The organism is Pseudomonas kurunegalensis (assembly GCF_030291635.1).
Taxonomy (GTDB): Bacteria; Pseudomonadota; Gammaproteobacteria; order Pseudomonadales; family Pseudomonadaceae; genus Aquipseudomonas; species Aquipseudomonas monteilii.
Genome location: NZ_CP127871.1, coordinates 1,125,478 through 1,147,908, shown reverse-complemented (window position 1 = coordinate 1,147,908; position 22,431 = coordinate 1,125,478). Strand labels below are relative to the sequence as shown.

The window sequence follows — 22,431 nt, the reverse complement described above, 5'->3', positions numbered from 1 at the left end:
GTCCTGACATGCGACTCACTAGCCTGCTGTTACTGCTGCTTCTGGCCATACTCCCGGGTTGCGAACCGACCCGGCCCCCAAGCCGCCCCAAGGCCTTGTTAATCGGTCTCGACGGTGTGCAGCTTGAGCGCTACCTGCAATTGGGCGACGCGACCAACCTGAGCCAGCGGCTGTATTACGGCAAGGCCTATACGGGTGGCATCAACGGCAAGGCCAGCGAGCAACCGACCTTGAGCGGCCCGGGATGGGTCACGTTGCTGACGGGTGTCTGGAGCAACAAGCACGGCGTCAGCAACAATGCCGAGTCATTGTGGGTAGACCCGTCGTTTCCCAGCCTGTTCAAACGGCTGCGACTGGCCATGCCGAATGCCTACCTGTCCAGCGTGGTCGGCTGGTCACCGCTGAACACGGCCTACCTGCTGGAAGACGCCCATGGCGCCGATGTACGTGAGAGTGGTTTATCAGATGCACGAGTCATCGAGCGAACGCTGCAGATCCTGGACAATACACCCGCCGACTTCACCTTCATCCAACTGGATGAAGCGGACCAGGCTGGCCACGACAGCGGCTTTGGCGAACGCTATCAACAGTCGTTGCGCACGCTCGACAGCCAGATCGGCCGTTTGCTGGACAAGGTCGATGAGCGCAAGCGCCTGAACCCACAGGAAGACTGGCTGGTGATCGTCAGCACGGACCATGGGCGGGATTATTGGGGCAAAGCGCATGGCGGTATTTCGGAGCAGGAAAAAACCATCTTCATTGCCAGCAACAAGCCGTTGAACCAGGAGCTTTCGCAACCCGGCATTCCAGCGGAAAACCCAGGGCCGAACCACCTGTACAGCTTGCCCGCGCAAACCTCGGTCGCCCCTACCGTGTTACGTCACATGGGCCTGAAACTGCTGCCGGAATGGTTACTGGATGGCACACCCTTGCTGGGTGATACCGGCGTGCGCAAGGTACGGGTCGACGAAACCAAAGGGCGGCTACGCTGGAACAGCAATGCTCGCGGCTACCTGACGATACTCAAGAACGGGCATGTGGTTGCGCAAGTACCGGCCAAGGACGGGCAATGGACCGACCCGGAAGGCATGGGGCAGGAGAACGACTATGTGCTAGTGCTCGATGGCACACCAGCGGCGGTGCGTAACCGACCGGCTGGCAAAGCGTTTGTCATAGAAGAGAGCAGTTATTAAGCCGGGCGCGCTCTTTATAGAGGCGCGCCCGACAATGCTTCAGTTCAACGCATCAAGCAACGCCTGGTTCATCTCTGGCGTGCCGATGGTAATGCGCAGGAACTGGGCAATACGTTGCTGCTTGAAGTGACGCACGATCACACCCTGCTCGCGCAGGCGTGCCGCCAGCTCGGCAGCATCCTGCTGCGGGTGGCGGGCGAAGATGAAGTTGGCAGCCGAAGGCAACACTTCAAAGCCCTTGGCTTGCAACTGCCCGACCAACGCTTCGCGGCTGTCGATCACCTTACGGCAGGTTTCTTCGAAGTACTCTCGGTCTTCGAACGCCACCGCTGCGCCTACGATCGCCGCTCGGTCCAGCGGGTAGGAGTTGAAGCTGTTCTTGATCCGCTCCAGTGCTTCGATCAGGTCCGGATGCCCCACCGCCAGACCAACCCGCAGGCCAGCCAGCGAGCGCGACTTCGACAGCGTCTGGGTAACCAGCAGGTTGTCGTAGCGGTCCACCAGGCTGATGGCCGTCTCGCCGCCGAAATCGATGTAAGCCTCATCCACCACCACCACCGAGTCACGGTTGGCCTGCAGCAACTGCTCCACCGCCTGCAGCGGCATCAGGCAACCCGTCGGCGCGTTGGGGTTGGGGAAGATGATGCCGGCGTTGGGCTTGTTGTAGTCCTCGATGCGGATCTGGAACTGCTCGTCCAGCGCCACCTGCTGGAAGGCAATACCGTAGAGGCCACAGTAGACCGGGTAGAAGCTGTAGCTGATGTCCGGGAACAACAGCGGTGCATCGTGCTGAAACAGGCCGTGGAAGATGTGCGCCAACACCTCATCCGAGCCGTTGCCGACAAACACTTGCGCCGGGGTTACGCCGTAGTAGTCGGCCACCGCTTGCTTGAGGCGGTCACCGTTCGGGTCCGGGTAAAGGCGCAGGTTATCGTTCAACTCACCGCGCATGGCCTCCAGCGCCTTGGGCGATGGGCCATAGGGGTTTTCGTTGGTGTTGAGCTTGACCAGACGGGCCAGCTTGGGCTGCTCGCCCGGCACGTAAGGCACCAGGTCCTTGACGAAGGGGCTCCAGAATCGACTCATGCTCAGTTCCCCTTCTCTTGGGTCAGGATACGGTATTCAGCGCTGCGGGCGTGGGCGGTCAGCGACTCGCCACGGGCCAGGACCGACGCGGTGTGGCCCAGCTCGGACGCACCCTGCTCGGAGCAGAAAATGATCGACGAACGCTTCTGGAAGTCATACACCCCCAGCGGCGACGAGAAACGTGCGGTGCCAGAGGTCGGCAACACGTGGTTGGGACCGGCACAGTAATCGCCCAGCGCTTCGCTGGTGTGGCGGCCCATGAAGATCGCGCCAGCGTGGCGAATGTGCGGCAACCAGGCTTGCGGGTCGGCCACCGACAGTTCCAGGTGTTCCGGCGCAATGCGGTTGGCCACGTCCATCGCCTGTTGCATGTCACGCACCTGAATCAGCGCACCACGGCCGTTGATCGACTTCTCGATGATCTCGGCGCGCTCCATGGTCGGCATCAGCTTGTCGATGCTGGCGGCAACGCGGTCGAGGAAGGCGGCATCCGGGCTGACCAGAATGGCCTGGGCGTCTTCGTCGTGCTCTGCCTGGGAGAACAGGTCCATGGCAATCCAGTCGGGGTCGGTCTGGCCATCGCACACCACAAGAATTTCCGATGGGCCGGCGATCATGTCGATACCCACCTGGCCGAACACATGGCGCTTGGCAGTGGCAACGTAGATGTTGCCTGGGCCGACGATCTTGTCCACCTGCGGCACGCTTTCGGTGCCGTAGGCCAGCGCGGCAACAGCCTGGGCACCACCGACGGTGAACACACGGTCGACACCCGCAATGCACGCGGCCGCCAGCACCAGCTCGTTGACCTCACCACGCGGGGTCGGCACCACCATCACCACTTCGGCAACGCCGGCAACCTTGGCCGGAATGGCGTTCATCAGCACCGACGACGGGTACGACGCCTTGCCGCCTGGCACATACAGGCCCGCACGGTCCAACGGGGTGACCTTCTGGCCAAGCACAGTGCCGTCGGCCTCGGTGTACTGCCAGGAATCCTGCTTCTGCCGCTCGTGGTACATGCGCACACGGTTGGCGGCCTTTTCCAGGGCTTCGCGCTGGGCCGGGGTAATGCGGGTCAGCGCCAGCTCCAGGCGTTCACGATTGAGGATCAGGTCGTCAATCGACTTGGCATCTACGCCGTCGAAACGCTGGGTGAATTCCACCAGTGCCGCATCACCGCGCTCGCGCACGCCCTTGATGATGTCGAGCACGCGCTGGTTGACCGCGTCATCGGACACACTTTCCCAGCTCAGCAGATGATCCAGATGTCGGGCGAAATCCGGATCAGCGGCGTTGAGACGGGCAATTGCAGTGGACACGGTCATGGCGAGGGCCTCGATTATTAGCGAATGCTCAGGCGCCCTAGGCTACCAGTCCATCCGCGCGGGCACCCGAGAAAAATGGCTATGACGCGGATAGACGGGCGCGACAGCGAAGGCCGCGCGCAGGAGTCAGCCGCGGTGTCGCGATTCGACCGCTTGACGAAGCGTGTCGATCAGGCTCTGGATACGGGCGTGCTGCATTTTCATGGAGGCCTTGTTGACCACCAGGCGCGAGCTGATCGTGGCGATCAGTTCCTGGGGTTCCAGGCCGTTGGCACGCAGGGTGTTGCCGGTGTCGACCACGTCGATGATCTTGTCGGCGAGGTTGATCAGCGGTGCCAGTTCCATCGAGCCGTACAGCTTGATGATGTCGACCTGACGCCCCTGTTCGGCGTAGTAACGCTTGGCTACGTTGACGAACTTGGTGGCCACGCGCAGGCGGCCCTTGGGCTCAGGAGCGCCAACCGCGCCAGCCGTCATCAGCTTGCACTGGGCAATCTGCAGGTCCAGGGGCTCATACAGGCCCTGGCCGCCGTACTCCATCAGCACGTCCTTGCCGGCCACACCCAGGTCGGCGGCACCATGCTCGACATAGGTCGGCACGTCGGTAGCACGCACGATCAGCAGGCGCACGTCGTCCTGCGTGGTGGGGATGATCAGTTTGCGGCTCTTGTCCGGGTTCTCGGTCGGCACGATACCGGCCTCGGCCAGCAACGGCAGGGTATCGTCGAGAATACGGCCTTTGGAAAGCGCGATGGTCAACATTGGAACGTCGGTCCTTAAGCTAATGCGAGCCGGGCGCAAAGCCCGACCGCATTCAATTCGTTGAGGGAGCAGCTCATCAATGCGCTGAACCACCGCGACCGCCGGCAGAGCCGGCGCCACATCGCGGTGGCTTCATCGCGAGCAAGCTCGCTCCTACCCCGGTACGCGGCGGATTTTCGCGCCGAGCATCTGCAGTTTCTCTTCGATGCACTCGTAACCACGGTCGATGTGGTAGATGCGATCGATCAGGGTATCGCCTTCGGCAACCAGCGCCGACAGCACCAGGCTGGCGGAAGCACGCAGGTCGGTGGCCATGACCGGGGCACCCTTCAGCGCTTTTACGCCAGTGACGATGGCAGTGTTGCCTTCGACCTGGATCTGCGCGCCCATGCGGTGCATTTCGTAAACATGCATGAAACGGTTTTCGAAGATGGTCTCGATCACCGCGCCCGTGCCTTCGGCAATGGCGTTCAGCGAGATGAACTGCGCCTGCATGTCGGTCGGGAACGCCGGGTACGGAGCGGTACGCAGGTTGACGGCTTTCGGCCGCTTGCCGTGCATGTCCAGCTCGATCCAGTCTTCGCCGGTGTTGATGTCGGCGCCGGCTTCCTTGAGCTTTTCCAGTACGGCTTCAAGGATGGTCGGGTCGGTGTCCTTGACCTTGACACGGCCGCCGGTCACGGCAGCAGCGACCAGGTAGGTACCGGTCTCGATGCGGTCCGGCATCACGCGGTAGTTGGCCGAGTGCAGGCGCTCGACGCCATCGATGGTGATGGTGTCGGTGCCAGCACCCTGGACGTTGCCACCCATGGCGTTGATGAAGTTGGCCAGGTCGACCACTTCCGGCTCACGCGCGGCGTTCTGCAGCACGCTGCGGCCTTTGGCCAGGGCAGCGGCCATCATGATGTTCTCGGTACCGGTCACGCTGACGGTGTCGAAGAAGAAGTGCGCACCGCGCAGGCCACCCTCAGGCGCCTTGGCCTTGATGTAGCCACCTTCCACTTCGATTTTCGCGCCCATGGCTTCGAGGCCACGGATGTGCAGGTCGACCGGGCGTGAGCCAATGGCGCAACCGCCAGGCAGGGCCACTTCGGCTTCGCCGAAACGGGCAACCATCGGGCCCAGCACCAGGATCGAGGCGCGCATGGTCTTGACCAGCTCATAAGGCGCGACCAGGGTCTTGATGGTGCGTGGGTCGATCTCCACCGCCAGCTTTTCGTCGATCACAGGCTCGATGCCCATGCGGCCGAACAGCTCGATCATGGTGGTGATGTCGTGCAGGTGCGGCAGGTTGCCCACGGTGACCGGGCCGTCAGCCAGCAGGGTAGCCGCCAGAATTGGCAGGGCTGCGTTCTTCGCGCCCGAAATGCGGATCTCGCCGTCAAGGCGAGCGCCGCCAGTAATAATCAGTTTGTCCATTGGAATCTCGCCGCCAAGTTGGCTCAGGTGCGCTCAGCCCAGGCTGCGCTGCTGAAAAATTTCATGGTTACCGCATGGATGCTGCCATTGGCAATCCACGGATTCAGGTGAGCATAGATCGCCTGCTGGCGTTTGACCGGGCTCAGGCCAGCCAACTCGTCGCTGATCACGTTCAACTGGAAGTTGCAGCCTTCGCCTTCAACTTCGACCCGGGAACCCGGCAATTTCTCTTCAAGGAAGCTTTTAACTTCTACGGCCTGCATGCTCAACCTCAATCGGCGCCCGATGCGCACGGGTCGGCCATCATACAAAAAAGCCCCTCGCCTGCGAAGCCCAACGAGGGTTTCGCTGACCGAGGGGCCATCATCCGCGCTGGGCCATCAGGTTGCCAGCACTTCATCGAGGTCATAAACCTCGGCAATTTCCCGCATGTCGTCGGGCATGCTGCGCACCTGGCAGCCTTTGCCGGCGGCCTGGGCGTCGCGCATGAATGCCAGCAACAGCGACAGACCTACGCTGGTGGAGTGCTGCACCGCCGAGCAATCCAGCACCAGCTGCGCCTCGCGGCAAGCCGCGATCAGTGCCTTGCCCTGCTTGCGCAGGACCGGGCCGCTACGGTAATCCAGCACACCCGCCAGGCGCAGTACGCCCGGCTCGGCCATGCTTACAGCGGCCTCACTCATTTGACGGTCTTCTCTGGCGAGCTGTCGGCAGCCTGCTTGGCCTTGGCCACTTCGCCGGCCCAGCCATCGATGGTCTTGTCCAGGTCGTTGCCGTTGCGCTGCATGGCATCGGCGAACTGGTCGCGGAACAGCTTGCCGATGTTGATGCCGTTGACGATGACGTTACGCACTTTCCATTCGCCACCCAGGTTTTCCAGGGTGTACTGCACCGGGTAAACGGCGCCATTGTTGCCGGTGACCTTCATGCCTACGGAAGCGCGCTTGCCGTCATCGGGCTTGGCCGGGTCTACGACGATACCCTGGTTGTTGTACTCCAGCAGTGCGTTACCGTAGAACTGGAACAGGCTGCGCTTGAAGTTTTCCTGGAAGCGCTGCATCTGCTCGGGCGTGGCCTTGCGCGAGTACTTGACGGTCATGATGCTTTTGGAAATACCGTCGGCATCGACCACCGGCGCGAGAATCCGGTCAAGGGTGTCGTAGAACGCTTGCGGGTTGGTCTTGTACTGCTCCTTGTTGGCCTTGAGCTCACCCAGCAGCTCGGTGGTGGTGCTCTGCACCACGTCGTGCGGCGACTGCGCGGCCAGTGCCATCAGAGGGAAGGCCGCCAGCAAAACCAGCAGGCCACGTCGCAGGATCGAAATCATGGAAACTCCTTAATTAGCCGGTTGCGCTTCTTTCGGTTCCTTGCCAACGGAGTTGAGCAGGAACTTGCCAATCAGATCTTCCAGCACCAGCGCCGACTGGGTGTCGTGGATGGTCGCACCGTCCTTGAGCACCTGGTCTTCGCCGCCCACGCTGATGCCGATGTACTTCTCGCCAAGCAAGCCGGCGGTCAGGATCGAGGCAGTGGAGTCGGTCGGCAGGTTGTCCACCGACTTGTCCAGCTGCAGCGTCACCCGACCGGTGTAGGAATCACGGTCCAGATCGATGGCGGTAACCTTGCCGATCGTCACACCGGCCATGGTCACTTTAGCTCTGACCGTCAAACCGGCGATATTGTCGAAGTAGGCATAAACTTTATAGGTATCGCTGCTCGGGCTGGCCGACAGCCCGCTGACACGCAGGGCCAGCAGCAGCAGCGCCAGGATCCCGGCCAGGAGGAACAGGCCGACACCGATTTCCAGGGTGCGGTTTTGCATCAGAAATCTCCAAACATCAAGGCGGTCAGAATAAAGTCCAGACCCAGCACTGCCAACGAGGCATAGACCACGGTCTTGGTGGTGGCACGGCTGATCCCTTCTGAGGTGGGCTCACAGTCGTACCCCTGGAATACGGCGATCCAGGTTGTGACGAAGGCGAACACCAGGCTCTTGATCAACCCGTTGAGCACGTCGTCGGTAAAGGAAACACTGTTCTGCATGTTGGCCCAGAACGAGCCCTCGTATACACCCAGCCAGTCCACGGCCACCCACGAGCCACCCCAGATGCCGACCACGCTGAAGATCAGCGCCAGCAGCGGCAGCGAGATGAAACCGGCCCAAAGGCGTGGCGCGACGATGTACTTGAGCGGGTCGACGCCGATCATTTCCAGGCTCGACAGCTGCTCGGTGGACTTCATGTTGCCAATTTCAGCGGTCAGTGCGGAGCCTGCACGGCCAGCGAACAGCAACGCCGTCACCACCGGACCAAGCTCGCGCAGCAGGGTCAGGGCGACCATCTGCCCCACCGCCTGCTCCGAACCGTATTTGGTCAGGATGCTGTAGCCCTGCAGCGCCAGCACCATGCCGATGAACACCCCGGACACGACGATGATCGCCAGCGACAGCACGCCTACCGAGTACAGCTGCTTGGTCAGCAACTGGAAACCGCCGCCGATGCCGCCGCGGCCGATCAGTGCATGGAACAGGAACAGGCAGGAACGCCCCAGTACCGCCAGCACGTCGATCGCCGAGCGACCCAGCAGGCGGACACGTTCGAGTAAGGATCTTCTGCGCATCAACGCGCCCCCAGCAGGTCGGCGCGGTAATCAGGCGCAGGAAAGTGGAAGGGAACCGGGCCGTCCGGGTCGCCCTTCATGAACTGGCGAATCCGTGGGTTGTCCGACCCCATCAGCTCATCGGGCGTGCCCTGGCCCAACACCTGGCCGTCGCCCACCACATAGATGTAGTCGGCAATGCTGGCGGTTTCTGCCAGGTCGTGGGACACGACGATGCTGGTGATGCCTAACGCATCGTTGAGCAGGCGGATCAGGCGCACCAGTACGCCCATGGCGATCGGGTCCTGGCCGACGAACGGTTCGTCGTACATGAGGATCTGCGGGTCCAGGGCAATGGCCCGGGCCAGCGCCACACGGCGCTTCATGCCACCAGACAGTTCGTCGGGCATCAGGTCGATGGCACCGCGCAGCCCCACGGCCTGCAGCTTCATCAACACGATGTCACGGATCATCTCGTCCGACAGCTGGGTGTGCACGCGCAGCGGGAACGCGACGTTCTCGAACACATCGAGGTCGGTGAACAGCGCGCCGCTCTGGAACAGCACACCCATCTGCTTGCGGGCGTCGAACAGGTCGCTGCGCGACAGCGTCGGCAGGTTTTGCCCGGCAACCCATACCTCACCGCTGGAGGGGCGCAGCTGCGCGCCCATCAGGCGGAGCAACGTGGTCTTGCCGCAACCCGATGGCCCCATGATACCGGTGACCTTGCCGCGCGGGATGCGAATGTCGACGTTGCTGAAAATGCTGCGCGAACCGCGTTTGAAGGTAACCCCCTTCAACTCGACCGCGTAGGCGCTATCCACACTCATCTAGACTCCTTGCTAGTGCAGCCTCGTCCTAATGGACGCCGGCCTCCATCAGGAAGGCACACGCATCCCTGGCAGGCCGAATAGCGGCGAACTATAGCACCGCTGAGGGCACCGCCCCAAGGCCGGGCAAGCAGTCGTTCAGCCCTGTGACAGGCTTCGATGACTTTGGCTACGGTAATCGAAGGGGTGAGGGTTTCTTTCATTGCGGCTATAATCGCCGCCTTTTCATCAGGCATTGCGTTTCGACATGAGCCAATCCAGCGAGCTGATTCAATCCGCGCAGCGCACCGTACGCCTGGAACTCGAGGCCGTCGAGGGTCTGCTGGCGCGCGTCGACGAAAACTTTGTCAAAGCCTGCGAACTGATCCTGGCGATCAAGGGTCGGGTAGTGGTGCTTGGCATGGGCAAGTCCGGGCATATCGGCAACAAGATCGCCGCGACCCTGGCCAGCACCGGCACACCCGCGTTTTTCGTCCACCCGGCCGAAGCCAGCCACGGCGACATGGGCATGATCACCCGCAACGATATCGTCCTGGCGCTGTCAAATTCGGGCAGCACGGCCGAGATTGTCACACTGCTGCCCCTGATCAAACGCTTGGGCATCAAGCTGATCAGCCTTACCGGCAACCCGAACTCCGTGCTGGCACAGGCGGCAGAGGTCAACCTTGATGCCCGGGTCGCACAGGAGGCCTGCCCACTGAATTTGGCGCCCACGTCCTCCACCACCGCCTCACTGGTATTGGGCGATGCCCTTGCCATTGCGCTGCTTGAAGCCCGCGGGTTCACCGCAGAAGACTTTGCCTTTTCGCACCCGGGCGGTGCGCTTGGCCGGCGCCTGTTGCTCAAGGTCGAAAATGTCATGCATGCAGGTGATGAACTGCCCAAGGTCCAGCGCGGCACATCGCTCAAAGATGCATTGTTTGAAATGTCTCACAAAGGGCTGGGCATGACCGTCATCGTTGAGGCGGATGGCAAGCTGGCCGGGATTTTCACCGACGGCGACCTGCGGCGTAGCCTGGACCGCAATATCGATGTGCGCACCGCCCTGATCGACCAGGTGATGACGGTGCATGGCAAGACCGCCCGCGCCGAAATGCTCGCCGCCGAGGCCTTGAAGATCATGGAAGACCACAAGATCAACGCACTGGTTGTCGTGGACCAGGAGGATCGCCCTACCGGCGCCTTGAACATGCACGACTTGCTGCGCGCCGGTGTAATGTAAGGAGCGATGGAATGAACCATAACCTCATGCAACGCGGCAAAAGCATCAAACTGGCGGTCTTCGATGTCGATGGCGTACTGACCGATGGGCGCCTGTACTTCCTCGAAGACGGCAGCGAGTTCAAGACCTTCAACACGCTGGACGGCCAAGGCATCAAGATGCTCATGAACACGGGTGTGACCACCGCGATCATCAGTGGCCGCAAGACCCCGGTGGTCGAGCGCCGGGCGAAAAACCTCGGTATCCCGCACCTTTACCAGGGCCGCGAGGATAAATTGGTCGTGCTGGACGGTCTGCTCGCCGAACTCGGCCTAAGCTATGAACAGGTGGCCTATCTTGGCGACGACCTGCCCGACCTGCCGGTGATTCGCCGCGTAGGCCTGGGTATCGCAGTGGCCAATGCCGCGCCCTTCGTTCGCCAGCACGCCCATGGCGTGACCGAGGCACGCGGCGGCGAAGGCGCTGCCCGCGAATTCTGCGAACTGATCATGCAGGCCCAGGGCACCCTGGACACTGCCAACGCCAACTATTTGTAAGGCTGCCCATGCTCAGCAAGAAAGTCCGCAATATCGCGCTGCTGACGGCGATAGCCTCTGTGCTCGCCGCCATCGGCTACTGGAATGTTAGCCCGGAAAGCTTCCTCGACCAGCCAGTGGCCCAGGTCGACGAGAGCGCTATCGACTACTATGCGATCAACGCGCACAGCGTGCAGTTCTTGCCGGACGGCAAGCTTCAGTACGAAATGACTGCCGACAAAGTCGAGCACCTGAAGGCCACCGAAGTCACCCTCGTGACCACGCCAGACCTGCACATGTACCGGGGCACCGAGTACCCCTGGCATGTACAGAGCGAGCGTGCCGAAGTCAGCCCGGACGGCAGCGAAGTCGAACTGATCAACAAGGTTCGCGTTGCCCGTACCGACGAAAAGCAACGCGACACCATCATCACCAGCTCACGCATGACCGTATTCCCGCAGAAGCAATATGCGCAGACCGAGCAAGCCGTTAGAATCGACGGCGCCGGTGGCACAACCACGGGCAAGGGCATGAAAGCGTATTTGAAAGAAGGCAAGATGGACTTGCTCTCTAACGTAAGAGGACAGTATGAGGCTCGTTAAAACCCTCCCCCTTTTGCTCAGCCTGAGCGTAGCACTGGGAAGCGCGAGCGCCTTCGCCCTGCCGAATGACCGTGACCAGCCAATCCGCATACAGGCCGACAACGCACACCTGGACGACAAGCAGGGTGTAGCGACCTACACCGGTGACGTGATCATCACCCAAGGCTCGATGATGATCAAAGGCAACACCGTCACCATGACCCGCGCCGCCAACGGCGACATCGACGTGGTCACCTCGGTTGGCAACCTGGCCTACTTCGAGCAACAACAGAGCGCCGCCAAGCCTGACAAGATGAAAGGCTGGGCAGTGACCATTCAGTACCAGGCCCAGAAAGACACCGTGATTCTCACCGATCGCGCCAAAGTCGAGAACGAGGGCAACACCACCGAAGGCGAGAAAATCGTCTACAACACCAAGACCCAGGTGGCGACCGCCGGGCGTGGCGGAAATGTGACCCAACCACGTCAGCGTATCGACATGGTGATCCAGCCCAAGAAGAAGGCCGAGTAAATGGCAACCCTCAAAGCCCAACACCTGGCCAAGAGCTACAAGGGGCGTCAGGTGGTACGTGACGTCAGCCTGTCGATCGATAGCGGCCAGATCGTTGGCCTGCTAGGCCCTAACGGTGCCGGCAAGACCACCTGTTTCTACATGATTGTCGGGCTGGTCCAGGCCGACCAGGGGCGCGTGCTCATCGACAACCTCGATGTCAGCCACCAGCCCATGCACGGCCGCGCTCGCGCCGGTATCGGCTACCTGCCGCAGGAGGCGTCGATCTTCCGCAAGCTGTCGGTAGCCGACAACATCATGGCCATCCTCGAGACCCGCAAGGACCTCGACCAGGAAGGCCGGCGCAAAGAGCTGGAAAGCCTGCTGCAGGAGTTCCACATCAGCCATATCCGCGACAACCTCGGCATGAGCCTGTCCGGCGGTGAACGCCGCCGGGTCGAGATTGCCCGCGCCCTGGCCACCGCACCCAAGTTCATCCTGCTGGACGAACCGTTCGCTGGCGTCGACCCGATTTCGGTCGGCGACATCAAGCAGATCATCCACCACCTCAAGGCCAAGGGCATCGGTGTACTGATCACCGACCACAACGTGCGCGAAACCCTGGATATCTGCGAAACCGCCTATATCGTCAACGATGGCCGCCTGATCGCCGAAGGCGATGCCGAGACCATCCTGGCCAACGATCTGGTCAAAGAGGTTTACCTGGGTCACGAGTTCCGGCTCTGACCCCGGCACATGCCTGGAGTACTGGCAAATCGCCCTGAAACCGGGGTGAAAGTTGTTACAGTGCTCTAGGCAAACGCTACAATTTAAGGCATAAAACTTGCTTGATCTGGCGCCCCGGCGCCCTCGTGTAGTGGATGGCGCATGCGCGCCGGCGAACAAGGTATTAAGCCCCAGCCATGAAACCATCGCTCGTCCTAAAAATGGGCCAGCAACTGACGATGACACCGCAGTTGCAACAGGCCATCCGCCTACTCCAGCTTTCCACCCTGGACCTCCAACAGGAAATCCAGGAAGCGCTGGAGTCGAACCCGATGCTCGAACGTCAGGAAGACGGCGACGACTTCGACAACAGCGACCCGATGGCGGACAACGCCGAGAACAAGCCGGCCGCCGAAGTCCAGGACAACAGCTTCCAGGAAAGCACCGTCAGTGCCGACAACCTGGAAGACGGTGAGTGGAGCGAGCGCATCCCCAACGAGCTTCCGGTCGACACTGCCTGGGAAGACATCTACCAGACCAGCGCCAGCAGCCTGCCAAGCAACGATGACGACGAGTGGGACTTCACCACCCGCACCTCAGCCGGCGAGAGCCTGCAGAGTCACCTGCTGTGGCAACTGAACCTGGCGCCGATGTCCGACACCGACCGCCTCATTGCCGTCACGCTGATCGACAGCATCAATGGCCAGGGCTACCTGGAAGACACCCTCGAGGAAATCTGCGCCGGTTTCGACCCGGAGCTGGATATCGAGCTGGACGAGGTCGAAGCGGTGCTGCACCGCATCCAGCAGTTCGAGCCAGCCGGCGTCGGCGCGCGCAACCTGGGCGAATGCCTGCTGCTGCAACTGCGCCAGTTGCCCGCCAGCACCCCCTGGATGACCGAAGCCAAGCGCCTGGTCACCGATTTCATCGACCTGCTCGGCAGCCGCGATTACAGCCAGCTGATGCGGCGTATGAAAATCAAGGAAGACGAGCTGCGCCAGGTGATCGAACTGGTACAAAGCCTCAACCCGCGCCCCGGTTCGCAGATCGAGTCCAGCGAGCCCGAGTACGTGGTGCCTGACGTCATCGTGCGCAAAGACAGCGACCGCTGGCTGGTGGAGCTGAACCAGGAGGCTATTCCGCGTCTGCGCGTCAACCCGCAGTACGCCGGTTTCGTGCGCCGTGCCGATACCAGCGCCGACAACACCTTCATGCGCAACCAGTTGCAGGAAGCGCGCTGGTTCATCAAGAGCCTGCAAAGCCGCAACGAAACCCTGATGAAGGTTGCCACACAGATCGTCGAGCACCAGCGCGGTTTCCTCGACCATGGTGACGAAGCCATGAAGCCGCTGGTGCTGCATGACATCGCAGAAGCGGTGGGCATGCACGAATCGACCATTTCGCGGGTTACCACGCAGAAATACATGCATACACCGCGTGGCATCTACGAACTGAAATACTTTTTCTCCAGCCACGTCAGCACCTCCGAAGGCGGAGAATGCTCGTCCACGGCGATCCGCGCGATCATCAAAAAACTGGTTGCGGCGGAAAATCAGAAAAAGCCATTGAGTGACAGCAAGATCGCTGGTTTACTGGAGGCACAAGGCATCCAGGTAGCCCGTCGCACCGTCGCCAAGTACCGCGAGTCCCTCGGCATCGCACCGTCGAGTGAACGCAAGCGACTGATGTAGCCCCTGAGATGTGCCACAGCGTTTGTGGGGCAGGTGCAAGACCTGCCTCTTTATGCACGGGCAACAAAGGAGAAGCTGTATGCAAGTCAATATCAGTGGACAGCATGTAGAAGTCACCCAGCCACTGCGCGATTACGTGCTTGAAAAGCTCGCCCGCGTGGAAAGTCACTTCGACAAGATCACCAACGTGCAGGTCATCATGAAAGTCGAGAAGCTGCAGCAGAAGGTCGAGGCGACCCTGCAGATTCCCGGCGGCGAAGTGGTAGCCAACGCCGAACACGAAGACATGTATGCAGCGATCGACGCCTTGGCCGACAAGCTCGACCGCCAACTGAAAAAACACAAGGAAAAACAGCAAAGCCTGCTGCAAGGTGCAGCTGCCCGCTGATCCCCCTCATCCATGATCCGACTTGAAACCATCCTGACCCCCGGCCGTTCACTCGTGAACGTGCCGGGCGGCAGCAAGAAGCGCGCCCTGGAAAAGGTCGCCACCGTCATCGCCGACCAAGTGCCAGAACTGGAGATGCAAGACGTCTTCGAAAAGCTGGTCGCCCGCGAAAAACTCGGATCGACCGGTTTCGGCAATGGCATCGCCATTCCGCACTGCCGCCTTGAAGGCTGCTCAGCGCCGGTTAGCGCCCTGCTGCACCTGGAAGCACCTATTGATTACGACGCTATCGATGGCGCGCCCGTGGACCTGCTGTTTGTACTGCTGGTACCCGAAGCCGCCACCGATGCGCATCTGGAACTGCTGCGCCAGATCGCCAGCATGCTCGATCGCAAGGAGGTCCGTGATCGCCTGCGTGCGGCCACCAGCAGTGAGGCCCTGTTCCAGGTTGTCCTGGACGTACAGAACGAGCACTGAACATGCGCCTGATCATCGTCAGCGGCCGGTCCGGCTCCGGCAAGAGCACCGCCCTCGATGTCCTGGAAGACAACGGTTTCTACTGCATTGACAACCTGCCCGCGGGGCTACTGCCGCAGTTGGCGGAAAATGCGTTGATCAACACCGAATTACTACAACCCAAGGTCGCCGTGTCGATCGACGCGCGCAACCTGCCCAGCCACCTCACGCGCTTCCCCGAGCTGCTCGAAGAAGCCCGTGCCAGGCATATCCAGTGCGACGTACTGTACCTGGATGCCGCCGAAGACACGCTGCTCAAGCGCTTCTCGGAAACCCGCCGACGCCACCCGCTGACCAATGCCAACCGCTCGCTGGCAGAAGCGATCCATGTGGAGCGCGAGCTGCTGGGGCCGATTTCCGATCTGGCCGACCTGAAGATCGACACCACCAACCTCAACCTGTATCAGTTGCGTGATTCGATCAAGCTGCGCTTGCTCAACCAACCCGAGCCTGGCACCGCCTTCCTGGTCGAATCGTTCGGTTTCAAGCGCGGGATGCCAGTCGATGCTGACCTGGTATTCGATGTGCGCTGCTTGCCCAACCCCTACTGGAAGCCCGAGCTGCGTGAGCACTCAGGCCTTGACCAACCGGTGGTCGACTACCTGGCTGTACAGCCGGATGTCGAAGAGATGTTCAACGACATATCCAGCTACCTGCTCAAGTGGTTGCCGCGCTTCGCCGCCAGCAACCGCGCCTACGTCACCATTGCCATCGGCTGCACCGGCGGCCACCACCGTTCGGTGTACATCACCGAGCGCCTTGGCCAGTTGCTGCAGCAATCCCTGAAAAACGTCCAGGTCCGCCACCGCGACCTCTAAGCCCAAGGATCCGCCCCACGATGCCCGCCCGCGAAATCACCATCATCAACAAGCTGGGCCTGCATGCCCGGGCGGCAGCCAAGTTCGTCGGCGTTGCTGGCCGCTTCCCCTGCCAGGTACGGGTTGGCCGCGCACCGGACAAGCTGGTGGATGGCAAGAGCATCATGGCGGTGATGATGCTGGCGGCCGGCAAAGGCACACAGGTTCACCTGCTTACCGAGGGTGAGCAGGACAACGACGCCATGGATGCGCTGGTCGAGCTGATCAACAACTTCTTCGACGAAGGCGAATAAAAACCTGCGCGGTCCTATAGGGACCGCGCAAGCCTGATCGTGAATCAGGACATCGCCGTGTCCATCACCATCATCAAGCAGAACCCGATGCACAACCCCAGGCTGGCCAGGCGATGATGGCCGTTGCTACGTGATTCCGGGATGATTTCCTGGGTAACCACCAGCAGCATTGCCCCCGCCGCACAGGCCAGGCCCAGCGGCAGCAGCAGTTCGGCGATGTTCACCAACCAGGCACAGATCACTGCGGCTACCGGCTCGACCAGCCCAGAAGCAGCACCGATCAGGAAGGCTTTGAAGCGTGGCATGCCCGCCCCTGCCAGCACCAGCGCAATGACCAGCCCCTCAGGTACATCCTGCAAGGCGATGCCCATGGCCAGGCTGTCGGCGTCGGCCATGCCACCACCGGCCGATACGCCAATCGCCATGCCTTCGGGGATGTTGTGCGCGATGATCGCGATGACAAACAGCCAGATGCGCGCAGCAATCACTGGCTGATTGCCAGTGCCGACCAGTGCTTCCGGTGAGGCACCTGACACCTTGAGGTCAACCAGAAACAGGCACAGCGCACCGAACATCAGGCCAAAGCTGATCAGGCCACCCGCGCCCCAAGGGCTGAAACCGATGGATTGAGCGGCGTCCAGCCCCGGAATGATCAGGGAAAACGCGGTGGCCGCCAGCATTACGCCAGCGCCGAAGCCCAGCAGCGTATCGGCCAGTGCCACCGGCATGTTGCGAATGACCAGTACCGGTACCGCGCCCAGCGCCGTCCCCAGGGCGCATAATGCGCCGCCTTCCAGCGCACGCAACATGCGTGGCTCCAGGTCCAGCCAGGCAAGGCCACGCGCCACCAGCAGCGCGGTGCCAGCCAGCAAAAGCAAAGTCCCAAGCGCCTGGCGAAACAGGCGCACACTGCTGACAGACATTACCTCAGAGCGCATACCGGTCTAACTCACTTCAGGGCTTCAAGGTAACGACGTTCCACTTCGGCCCAGTCAATCACGTTGTAGAAGGCTCCGATGTATTCCGGACGACGGTTCTGATACTTCAGGTAGTAGGCGTGTTCCCACACGTCCAGGCCGAGGACTGGCGTGTTGCCGTGCATCAGCGGGCTGTCCTGGTTACCGCTGCTCTCGACCACCAGGGTTTTCTGCGGTGTTACGCTAAGCCAGGCCCAGCCGCTGCCGAAGCGGGTCAGCGCAGCCTTGGTGAAAGCATCCTTGAAGGCATCGAAACCGCCCAATTGTGCGGTGACGGCTTGCGCCAGCTGGCCCACAGGTTCACCACCGCCCTTTGGCGACATGACGGTCCAGAACAGGCTGTGGTTGGCATGCCCGCCACCGTGGTTGGTCACTGCGCCACGCAGGTTTTCTGGCAGCTGCTTGACCGCACCCACCAGTTTTTCTACCGGCCATTCGGCCCATTCAGTGCCTTCAATGGCGGCATTGAGACCGTTGACGTAGGTCTGGTGATGCTTGGTGTGGTGAATCTCCATGGTCTGCGCGTCGATGTGCGGCTCCAGCGCATCGTAGGCGTAGGGCAAAGCAGGCAAGGTATGCGGCATGTCAGTGAATTCCGTAGGCTTGGGTTCTTGGAGCCACTTCCGGCTGGGCAGCGAGTTCGCTGGACCCGGCGTTGTGGCGGTTGAGCAGGCGTTCGGTACGTGGGTACTGGCCGTACTCGGCGATGAAACTCAGCAGCTCGGTGTAGGTGCGCCCACTGTGGCGCAAGGCTGCGTCACGCAGCGCCTGGGGCAAGCGCGCTTCCTGGCTGGCCTGCAACAGCCGCTGATGAGCGGAGCACAGATAGTCGGCGCTCTCATGCGGCTGGTTCAGGCGCAGGTGCAGGTCGGCCAGGTTGTGATGGGCGATGACGAATGCAGCCACCGCTTCGTCGACGTCATGCCAGCGCTCGAACAGCACCTGCGCCAGCGCCAGGGCTTGCAGGTAGTGTTCCCGGGCGTCGACCAACTCGCCTTGTTCGAACAGGCGATTGGCGGTTTCCGTAGTGCGTTTCCAGTGCTGCATGGTTGTCTCCTGAGCGGTGACGCAGTGTCAGATACCGCCAGCGGTGAGTTTTTCCGGGTCCAGCAGTGCTTCCAGCTGGTCGCGCGACAGGTCGGTGTGTTCCAGCGCCACGTCGATGATCGGGCGGCCCTGCTTGTAGGCGGTCTTGGCGATTTCGGCAGCCTTGAGGTAACCGATAATCGGGTTCAGCGCCGTGACCAGAATCGGGTTGCGGGCCAGGGCTTCCTTGAGCTTGCCCTCGTTGACCTTGAAGGTGGCGATGGCCTTGTCGGCCAGCAGACGGCTGACGTTGGCCATCAGCTCGATGCTTTCCAGCAGGTTGCGGGCGATCACCGGCAGCATCACGTTCAGCTCGAAGTTGCCGGACTGGCCAGCGACAGCGATGGTGGCGTCGTTGCCGATCACTTGGGCAGCAACCATGGCAGTGGCCTCAGGAATCACCGGGTTGACCTTGCCAGGCATGATCGAAGAGCCCGGTTGCAGGCCTTGCAGCTCGATTTCGCCCAGGCCGGCGAGCGGGCCGGAGTTCATCCAGCGCAGGTCGTTGGCGATCTTCATCAGTGCCACGGCAGTGGTCTTGAGCTGGCCAGACAGCGCCACGGCAGTGTCTTGCGAGCCGATCAGGGCGAACAGGTTCTGGCCCGGGGTGAACTCGACCTGGGTCAGGCCACTGAGCTGGTGGGCGAAACCGGCCGCGAACTGTGGGTGGGCGTTGATGCCGGTACCTACAGCAGTGCCACCTTGGGCCAGCGCCTGCAAGCTCGGCAGGGTCGCTTCGATGTGCGCCTTGGCAGCGTTGATCTGCGCGGCCCAGCCATCCAGCACCTGGCTCATGCGCACCGGCATGGCGTCCATCAAGTGGGTACGGCCGGTTTTCACGTACTGGTGCACCTGCACCGACTTGGTCTCGATCACCTGCACCAGGTGGCTCAGGGCCGGAAGCAGTTGTTCGTGCAGGGCCAGTGCAGCACTGACGTGGATGGTGGTCGGGATGATGTCGTTGCTGCTCTGGCCACAGTTGACGTGGTCGTTGGCGTTCACCGCATCACCCAGTACACGGCTGGCCAGGGTGGCGATCACCTCGTTGGCGTTCATGTTCGAGCTGGTGCCGGAGCCGGTCTGGAACACATCCACCGGGAAGTGCTGGATGAAATCCTCGGCCAGCAGTTGCTCGACCGCCTTGACGATGGCATTGCCCTGCGCGGCAGACAATTGCTCCAGCTCGACGTTGGCCTTGGCGGCAGCCGCCTTGGCCAGCAACAGCGCGCGAATGAACTGGGCCGGCATGCGCTGGCCACTGACCGGGAAGTTGTCGACCGCGCGCTGGGTCTGGGCACCGTACAGGGCCTGGGCCGGCACCTGCAGTTCGCCCATGCTGTCACGCTCGATACGGGTATCACTCATCATCAAATCCTTGCATCAGTTCATCGGGAGAAATCGACGGCAGCAGGCGGCAATTGGCCAACTGCAGGGCGTAGGGCTGCCAGCGCTGGTTCTGTTCCTGGCGATCGAGATTGCGCAGGTCCAGCAAGGGGCGCCAGGCCTGGTCCAGGCACAGGCAGCGCCAATGCCAGGGCAGCATGCGGTCGCAGGCGGTATCCAGTAGCAGGCGGAAGGAGGTCAGTGCCACCGTCCATGGCGAGGTTTCGGTGCAGCACACCAGGTAGCGGCCCTCGGCCAGGTAATGCTCGATCAGGCGCGGCTCGTCGGGTTCGAGCGCACAGCGGATGCGCCGGCTGAGCCAGCGCCAGTTTTCCAGGTAGGGCAGTTCGCGGAGGACGGGTTTCATGAACATCATCGCCGGGTTACTGGATAATGATATTCATTATTAAGTGATAAACAGAATCACTTCAAGAAAAAGGTGATGAAACAAAAAACCCGGCGCAGGGCCGGGTCTTCTGAATTGCCAAGGTATCTGGAACGAATCAGCTACCCGCTACAGTCATTCGCTCGATCAGCACAGAACCCGTATGAACGTTGCTACGGGTTTCGAGATCACTCCCGATCGCGACAATTTGCTGGAACATGTCCTTCATATTGCCGGCAATGGTCACTTCCTGCACCGCGTGCTGGATCTCGCCGTTCTCAACCCAGAACCCTGCCGCACCACGGGAATAATCCCCGGTCACCATGTTCAGGCCGTGCCCCATCAGCTCGGTGACCAGCAGGCCACGGCCCATGCGGCGGATCAGTGCTGCCTGGTCTTCGACACCATGGCTGACGTACAGGTTGTGCACGCCACCGGCGTTGGCGGTACTTGGCAAGCCCAGCTTGCGCCCGGAGTACGTGCCCAGGAGGTACGACACCAGCTCGCCTTTGTCGACGAACGGCTTGGCATAGGTGGCCAGGCCGTCACCATCGAATGCGGCACTGCCCAGCGCTCGCGGAATGTGCGGGCGCTCGTCGAGGGTTAGCCAGGAGGGGAACAGGCGCTGGCCAATGGTCCCTTCAAGGAATGACGATTTGCGGTAAAGATTGCCGCCGGAAATGGCCGAGAGGAAGCTGCCGAACAGGCCGCCGGCCAGCTCGGCGGAAAACAGCACCGGCACCTCGCAAGTGGGCACCGGGCGCGCGCCCAGACGGCTGGCAGCGCGCTGGGCAGCGCGTACACCGATACTGCGCGGATCGGCGAGCAGGTTGCCCTGGCGGTTCACGTCATACCAGTAGTCGCGCTGCATCTGCCCGTCGCCTTCGGCGATCATGACACAACTCAGGCTGTGCCGGGTCGAAGCATAGCCACCGATGAAGCCATGGCTGTTGCCATACACGCGGCAGCCCTGGTGGGTATTGAGGGTGGTGCCATCGGCATTGAGGATGCGCGGGTCGGCATCGAACGCCGCAGCCTCGCAGGCCAGGGCCATCTCGATGGCCTTCTCGGGTTCAATGTCCCAGTCGTGATACAGGTCCAGGTCCGGGATGTCCCGGGCCATCAACGCGGCGTCCGCCAGGCCCGAGCATTCGTCCTCGGAAGTATGCTTGGCAATGGCCAACGCCGCAGCGACGGTTTCGCGGATCGCGTCCGGGCCACTGGCCGAAGTGCTGGCCGAACCTTTGCGCTGGCCAACGTAGAGGGTAATGCCAAAGCCCTGGTCGCGATTGAACTCGACGGTCTCGACCTCACGCTGGCGTACCGTGGTGGACAGGCCCTGCTCCAGCGACACGGCCACTTCGCAGGCACTAGCCCCCTGGCGGCGAGCCTCGGCGATGATTGCCTCGACCTGCTCCTGCAATGCTGGCAGGTCTTTCGGACCTACGCTCTGGACTGCACTCATGGTTCTCTCCACTCAAATTCTGCGTTCGGCGAGGGTCATTCTACGACCGGGCCGGACAAGCGGCCCCCGACTGGTTATCATGGCGGCGATTTCTAGCGGACTGCCACCATGGTTGATTCAAACGACGACGCCTTCGACGGCGAAAAAAGCAAAACCCAGATCAAGCGCGAACTGCATGCGCTGGTCGAACTTGGCGAGCGCCTGACCACGCTCAAGGCCGATACCCTGGCACGCCTGCCGTTGACCGACGAGCTGCGCAAAGCACTGGCTGAAGCCAGCAAGCACACCGCGCATGGCGCCCGTAAGCGCCACATGTCGTTCGTCGGCAAGCTGATGCGCGTGCAGGACCTGGATGCCATCCACGCCTTGCTCGAACAGATGGACAGCTCGACTCGCCAGTACAACGAGCGTTTCCACAACCTGGAGCGCTGGCGTGACCGGCTGATCGACGGTAACGACGAAGACCTCGAGCGTTTCGTCAACGAGTACCCCGAAACCGATCGCCAGCAAATGCGTTCGCTGGTGCGCCATGCTCAACACGAAAAGGCCCGGAACAAGCCACCTGCCGCTGCGCGCAAGGTGTTCAAGTACATCCGCGACCTCGACGAGTTGCAGCGCGGGTTGCGCTGAACCCTTGGGGGCCGCTTTGCGGCCCCCA

Annotated in this window: 28 protein-coding genes; 12 read left to right on the top strand and 16 right to left on the bottom strand. The window is 61.7% G+C overall.

What is annotated here, in order from left to right:
* Nucleotides 1–8 precede the first annotated feature (8 nt).
* On the top strand, nt 9–1,193 hold the full coding sequence (locus tag QQ992_RS05110; RefSeq protein ID WP_286112458.1) for an alkaline phosphatase family protein: 1,185 nt from the start codon (nt 9–11) through the stop codon (nt 1,191–1,193).
* A 39-nt stretch (nt 1,194–1,232) separates the two neighbouring features.
* Here QQ992_RS05110 and hisC read toward each other — a convergent pair whose 3' ends face one another.
* From hisC to QQ992_RS05060, 10 genes are all read right to left on the bottom strand, one after another.
* A complete protein-coding gene (gene hisC, locus QQ992_RS05105; protein ID WP_286112457.1) occupies nt 1,233–2,279 on the bottom strand; it encodes a histidinol-phosphate transaminase in 1,047 nt (348 codons plus the stop codon).
* Nucleotides 2,280–2,281: 2 nt separating this feature from the next.
* Complete coding sequence (hisD, locus tag QQ992_RS05100) at nt 2,282–3,607, bottom strand: histidinol dehydrogenase (RefSeq protein WP_284354927.1); 1,326 nt, start codon at nt 3,605–3,607, stop codon at nt 2,282–2,284.
* 126 nt (nt 3,608–3,733) lie between these two features.
* Nucleotides 3,734–4,369: an ATP phosphoribosyltransferase gene (hisG, locus tag QQ992_RS05095; RefSeq protein WP_016713129.1), complete on the bottom strand. Its 636-nt coding sequence runs from the start codon at nt 4,367–4,369 to the stop codon at nt 3,734–3,736.
* A gap of 153 nt (nt 4,370–4,522) precedes the next feature.
* The gene (murA, locus tag QQ992_RS05090; protein WP_016713130.1) at nt 4,523–5,788 is read right to left on the bottom strand and encodes a UDP-N-acetylglucosamine 1-carboxyvinyltransferase; all 1,266 of its coding nucleotides are present in this window, start codon (nt 5,786–5,788) and stop codon (nt 4,523–4,525) included.
* A gap of 23 nt (nt 5,789–5,811) precedes the next feature.
* Entirely contained in the window at nt 5,812–6,051 is a 240-nt protein-coding gene (locus tag QQ992_RS05085) for a BolA family protein (RefSeq protein WP_003255121.1), read from the bottom strand.
* 117 nt (nt 6,052–6,168) lie between these two features.
* The gene (locus QQ992_RS05080; RefSeq protein WP_286112453.1) at nt 6,169–6,471 is read right to left on the bottom strand and encodes an STAS domain-containing protein; all 303 of its coding nucleotides are present in this window, start codon (nt 6,469–6,471) and stop codon (nt 6,169–6,171) included.
* Nucleotides 6,468–7,115, bottom strand: a complete 648-nt coding sequence (locus tag QQ992_RS05075) for an MlaC/ttg2D family ABC transporter substrate-binding protein (protein WP_286112452.1) — start codon at nt 7,113–7,115, stop codon at nt 6,468–6,470. Before QQ992_RS05075 ends, QQ992_RS05080 begins: the two co-directional genes overlap by 4 nt.
* A 9-nt stretch (nt 7,116–7,124) precedes the next feature.
* Entirely contained in the window at nt 7,125–7,610 is a 486-nt protein-coding gene (mlaD, locus tag QQ992_RS05070; RefSeq protein ID WP_016485045.1) for an outer membrane lipid asymmetry maintenance protein MlaD, read from the bottom strand.
* The gene (gene mlaE / locus QQ992_RS05065) at nt 7,610–8,407 is read right to left on the bottom strand and encodes a lipid asymmetry maintenance ABC transporter permease subunit MlaE (protein ID WP_016713133.1); all 798 of its coding nucleotides are present in this window, start codon (nt 8,405–8,407) and stop codon (nt 7,610–7,612) included. Before mlaE ends, mlaD begins: the two co-directional genes overlap by 1 nt.
* Nucleotides 8,407–9,216: an ATP-binding cassette domain-containing protein gene (locus tag QQ992_RS05060; RefSeq protein ID WP_012270662.1), complete on the bottom strand. Its 810-nt coding sequence runs from the start codon at nt 9,214–9,216 to the stop codon at nt 8,407–8,409. Before QQ992_RS05060 ends, mlaE begins: the two co-directional genes overlap by 1 nt.
* A gap of 247 nt (nt 9,217–9,463) precedes the next feature.
* Between QQ992_RS05060 and QQ992_RS05055 the strand changes: the two genes are divergently transcribed.
* From QQ992_RS05055 to QQ992_RS05010, 10 genes are all read left to right on the top strand, one after another.
* Nucleotides 9,464–10,438 carry a KpsF/GutQ family sugar-phosphate isomerase gene (locus tag QQ992_RS05055; RefSeq protein ID WP_119371207.1) on the top strand — a complete coding sequence of 325 codons (975 nt, stop codon included), beginning with the start codon at nt 9,464–9,466 and terminating at the stop codon, nt 10,436–10,438.
* A gap of 11 nt (nt 10,439–10,449) precedes the next feature.
* Complete coding sequence (locus QQ992_RS05050) at nt 10,450–10,974, top strand: KdsC family phosphatase (protein ID WP_119371208.1); 525 nt, start codon at nt 10,450–10,452, stop codon at nt 10,972–10,974.
* Nucleotides 10,975–10,982: 8 nt separating this feature from the next.
* Complete coding sequence (gene lptC / locus QQ992_RS05045; RefSeq protein WP_119371209.1) at nt 10,983–11,555, top strand: LPS export ABC transporter periplasmic protein LptC; 573 nt, start codon at nt 10,983–10,985, stop codon at nt 11,553–11,555.
* Nucleotides 11,542–12,066, top strand: a complete 525-nt coding sequence (gene lptA, locus QQ992_RS05040; protein ID WP_119371210.1) for a lipopolysaccharide transport periplasmic protein LptA — start codon at nt 11,542–11,544, stop codon at nt 12,064–12,066. Before lptC ends, lptA begins: the two co-directional genes overlap by 14 nt.
* A complete protein-coding gene (gene lptB, locus QQ992_RS05035; RefSeq protein WP_119371211.1) occupies nt 12,067–12,792 on the top strand; it encodes an LPS export ABC transporter ATP-binding protein in 726 nt (241 codons plus the stop codon).
* A gap of 176 nt (nt 12,793–12,968) precedes the next feature.
* Entirely contained in the window at nt 12,969–14,462 is a 1,494-nt protein-coding gene (locus tag QQ992_RS05030) for an RNA polymerase factor sigma-54 (RefSeq protein ID WP_028698947.1), read from the top strand.
* Nucleotides 14,463–14,541: 79 nt separating this feature from the next.
* Entirely contained in the window at nt 14,542–14,850 is a 309-nt protein-coding gene (gene hpf / locus QQ992_RS05025; RefSeq protein WP_003255135.1) for a ribosome hibernation-promoting factor, HPF/YfiA family, read from the top strand.
* A gap of 12 nt (nt 14,851–14,862) precedes the next feature.
* Entirely contained in the window at nt 14,863–15,327 is a 465-nt protein-coding gene (ptsN, locus tag QQ992_RS05020) for a PTS IIA-like nitrogen regulatory protein PtsN (protein WP_016713139.1), read from the top strand.
* Nucleotides 15,328–15,329: 2 nt separating this feature from the next.
* On the top strand, nt 15,330–16,184 hold the full coding sequence (gene rapZ / locus QQ992_RS05015; protein WP_286112447.1) for an RNase adapter RapZ: 855 nt from the start codon (nt 15,330–15,332) through the stop codon (nt 16,182–16,184).
* A 20-nt stretch (nt 16,185–16,204) separates the two neighbouring features.
* Nucleotides 16,205–16,477, top strand: coding sequence for an HPr family phosphocarrier protein (locus QQ992_RS05010; protein ID WP_016713141.1), 273 nt, complete (start codon nt 16,205–16,207; stop codon nt 16,475–16,477).
* A gap of 44 nt (nt 16,478–16,521) precedes the next feature.
* Here the strand turns inward: QQ992_RS05010 and QQ992_RS05005 are convergent, their stop codons facing one another.
* From QQ992_RS05005 to pmbA, 6 genes are all read right to left on the bottom strand, one after another.
* Nucleotides 16,522–17,415, bottom strand: a complete 894-nt coding sequence (locus QQ992_RS05005; protein ID WP_119371215.1) for a ZIP family metal transporter — start codon at nt 17,413–17,415, stop codon at nt 16,522–16,524.
* 11 nt (nt 17,416–17,426) lie between these two features.
* Nucleotides 17,427–18,038 (bottom strand): superoxide dismutase, encoded by a 612-nt coding sequence (locus QQ992_RS05000; protein WP_286112445.1) that lies wholly within the window; start codon nt 18,036–18,038, stop codon nt 17,427–17,429.
* Between the two features lies 1 nt (nt 18,039).
* Nucleotides 18,040–18,501, bottom strand: a complete 462-nt coding sequence (locus tag QQ992_RS04995; protein ID WP_286112444.1) for a DUF2753 family protein — start codon at nt 18,499–18,501, stop codon at nt 18,040–18,042.
* Between the two features lie 27 nt (nt 18,502–18,528).
* The gene (locus tag QQ992_RS04990) at nt 18,529–19,905 is read right to left on the bottom strand and encodes a class II fumarate hydratase (RefSeq protein WP_286112443.1); all 1,377 of its coding nucleotides are present in this window, start codon (nt 19,903–19,905) and stop codon (nt 18,529–18,531) included.
* Nucleotides 19,898–20,299 carry a hypothetical protein gene (locus tag QQ992_RS04985; protein ID WP_051096590.1) on the bottom strand — a complete coding sequence of 134 codons (402 nt, stop codon included), beginning with the start codon at nt 20,297–20,299 and terminating at the stop codon, nt 19,898–19,900. The genes QQ992_RS04990 and QQ992_RS04985 overlap by 8 nt, the downstream gene beginning before the upstream one ends.
* Before the next feature lie 127 nt (nt 20,300–20,426).
* Nucleotides 20,427–21,773 carry a metalloprotease PmbA gene (gene pmbA / locus QQ992_RS04980; protein ID WP_286112442.1) on the bottom strand — a complete coding sequence of 449 codons (1,347 nt, stop codon included), beginning with the start codon at nt 21,771–21,773 and terminating at the stop codon, nt 20,427–20,429.
* A 108-nt stretch (nt 21,774–21,881) separates the two neighbouring features.
* Here pmbA and yjgA point away from each other — a divergent pair, with 108 nt between their 5' ends.
* Nucleotides 21,882–22,403, top strand: coding sequence for a ribosome biogenesis factor YjgA (yjgA, locus tag QQ992_RS04975; RefSeq protein WP_016713148.1), 522 nt, complete (start codon nt 21,882–21,884; stop codon nt 22,401–22,403).
* Nucleotides 22,404–22,431 lie beyond the last annotated feature (28 nt).

Coding starts and splice junctions, on each gene's coding strand:
- QQ992_RS05055 (WP_119371207.1), top strand. CDS start 9,464: ATGAGCCAATCCAGCGAGCTGATTCAATCCGCGCAGCGCACCGTACGC.
- hisG (WP_016713129.1), bottom strand. CDS start 4,369: ATGTTGACCATCGCGCTTTCCAAAGGCCGTATTCTCGACGATACCCTG.
- pmbA (WP_286112442.1), bottom strand. CDS start 21,773: ATGAGTGCAGTCCAGAGCGTAGGTCCGAAAGACCTGCCAGCATTGCAG.
- lptA (WP_119371210.1), top strand. CDS start 11,542: ATGAGGCTCGTTAAAACCCTCCCCCTTTTGCTCAGCCTGAGCGTAGCA.
- QQ992_RS05110 (WP_286112458.1), top strand. CDS start 9: ATGCGACTCACTAGCCTGCTGTTACTGCTGCTTCTGGCCATACTCCCG.
- QQ992_RS05075 (WP_286112452.1), bottom strand. CDS start 7,115: ATGATTTCGATCCTGCGACGTGGCCTGCTGGTTTTGCTGGCGGCCTTC.
- QQ992_RS04985 (WP_051096590.1), bottom strand. CDS start 20,299: ATGATGTTCATGAAACCCGTCCTCCGCGAACTGCCCTACCTGGAAAAC.
- mlaE (WP_016713133.1), bottom strand. CDS start 8,407: ATGCGCAGAAGATCCTTACTCGAACGTGTCCGCCTGCTGGGTCGCTCG.
- mlaD (WP_016485045.1), bottom strand. CDS start 7,610: ATGCAAAACCGCACCCTGGAAATCGGTGTCGGCCTGTTCCTCCTGGCC.
- rapZ (WP_286112447.1), top strand. CDS start 15,330: ATGCGCCTGATCATCGTCAGCGGCCGGTCCGGCTCCGGCAAGAGCACC.
- QQ992_RS05085 (WP_003255121.1), bottom strand. CDS start 6,051: ATGCAGGCCGTAGAAGTTAAAAGCTTCCTTGAAGAGAAATTGCCGGGT.
- QQ992_RS05050 (WP_119371208.1), top strand. CDS start 10,450: ATGAACCATAACCTCATGCAACGCGGCAAAAGCATCAAACTGGCGGTC.
- lptC (WP_119371209.1), top strand. CDS start 10,983: ATGCTCAGCAAGAAAGTCCGCAATATCGCGCTGCTGACGGCGATAGCC.
- yjgA (WP_016713148.1), top strand. CDS start 21,882: ATGGTTGATTCAAACGACGACGCCTTCGACGGCGAAAAAAGCAAAACC.
- QQ992_RS05060 (WP_012270662.1), bottom strand. CDS start 9,216: ATGAGTGTGGATAGCGCCTACGCGGTCGAGTTGAAGGGGGTTACCTTC.
- QQ992_RS05030 (WP_028698947.1), top strand. CDS start 12,969: ATGAAACCATCGCTCGTCCTAAAAATGGGCCAGCAACTGACGATGACA.
- lptB (WP_119371211.1), top strand. CDS start 12,067: ATGGCAACCCTCAAAGCCCAACACCTGGCCAAGAGCTACAAGGGGCGT.
- QQ992_RS05010 (WP_016713141.1), top strand. CDS start 16,205: ATGCCCGCCCGCGAAATCACCATCATCAACAAGCTGGGCCTGCATGCC.
- hpf (WP_003255135.1), top strand. CDS start 14,542: ATGCAAGTCAATATCAGTGGACAGCATGTAGAAGTCACCCAGCCACTG.
- murA (WP_016713130.1), bottom strand. CDS start 5,788: ATGGACAAACTGATTATTACTGGCGGCGCTCGCCTTGACGGCGAGATC.
- QQ992_RS05005 (WP_119371215.1), bottom strand. CDS start 17,415: ATGCGCTCTGAGGTAATGTCTGTCAGCAGTGTGCGCCTGTTTCGCCAG.
- QQ992_RS04995 (WP_286112444.1), bottom strand. CDS start 18,501: ATGCAGCACTGGAAACGCACTACGGAAACCGCCAATCGCCTGTTCGAA.
- ptsN (WP_016713139.1), top strand. CDS start 14,863: ATGATCCGACTTGAAACCATCCTGACCCCCGGCCGTTCACTCGTGAAC.
- QQ992_RS05080 (WP_286112453.1), bottom strand. CDS start 6,471: ATGAGTGAGGCCGCTGTAAGCATGGCCGAGCCGGGCGTACTGCGCCTG.
- hisD (WP_284354927.1), bottom strand. CDS start 3,607: ATGACCGTGTCCACTGCAATTGCCCGTCTCAACGCCGCTGATCCGGAT.
- QQ992_RS04990 (WP_286112443.1), bottom strand. CDS start 19,905: ATGAGTGATACCCGTATCGAGCGTGACAGCATGGGCGAACTGCAGGTG.
- QQ992_RS05000 (WP_286112445.1), bottom strand. CDS start 18,038: ATGCCGCATACCTTGCCTGCTTTGCCCTACGCCTACGATGCGCTGGAG.
- hisC (WP_286112457.1), bottom strand. CDS start 2,279: ATGAGTCGATTCTGGAGCCCCTTCGTCAAGGACCTGGTGCCTTACGTG.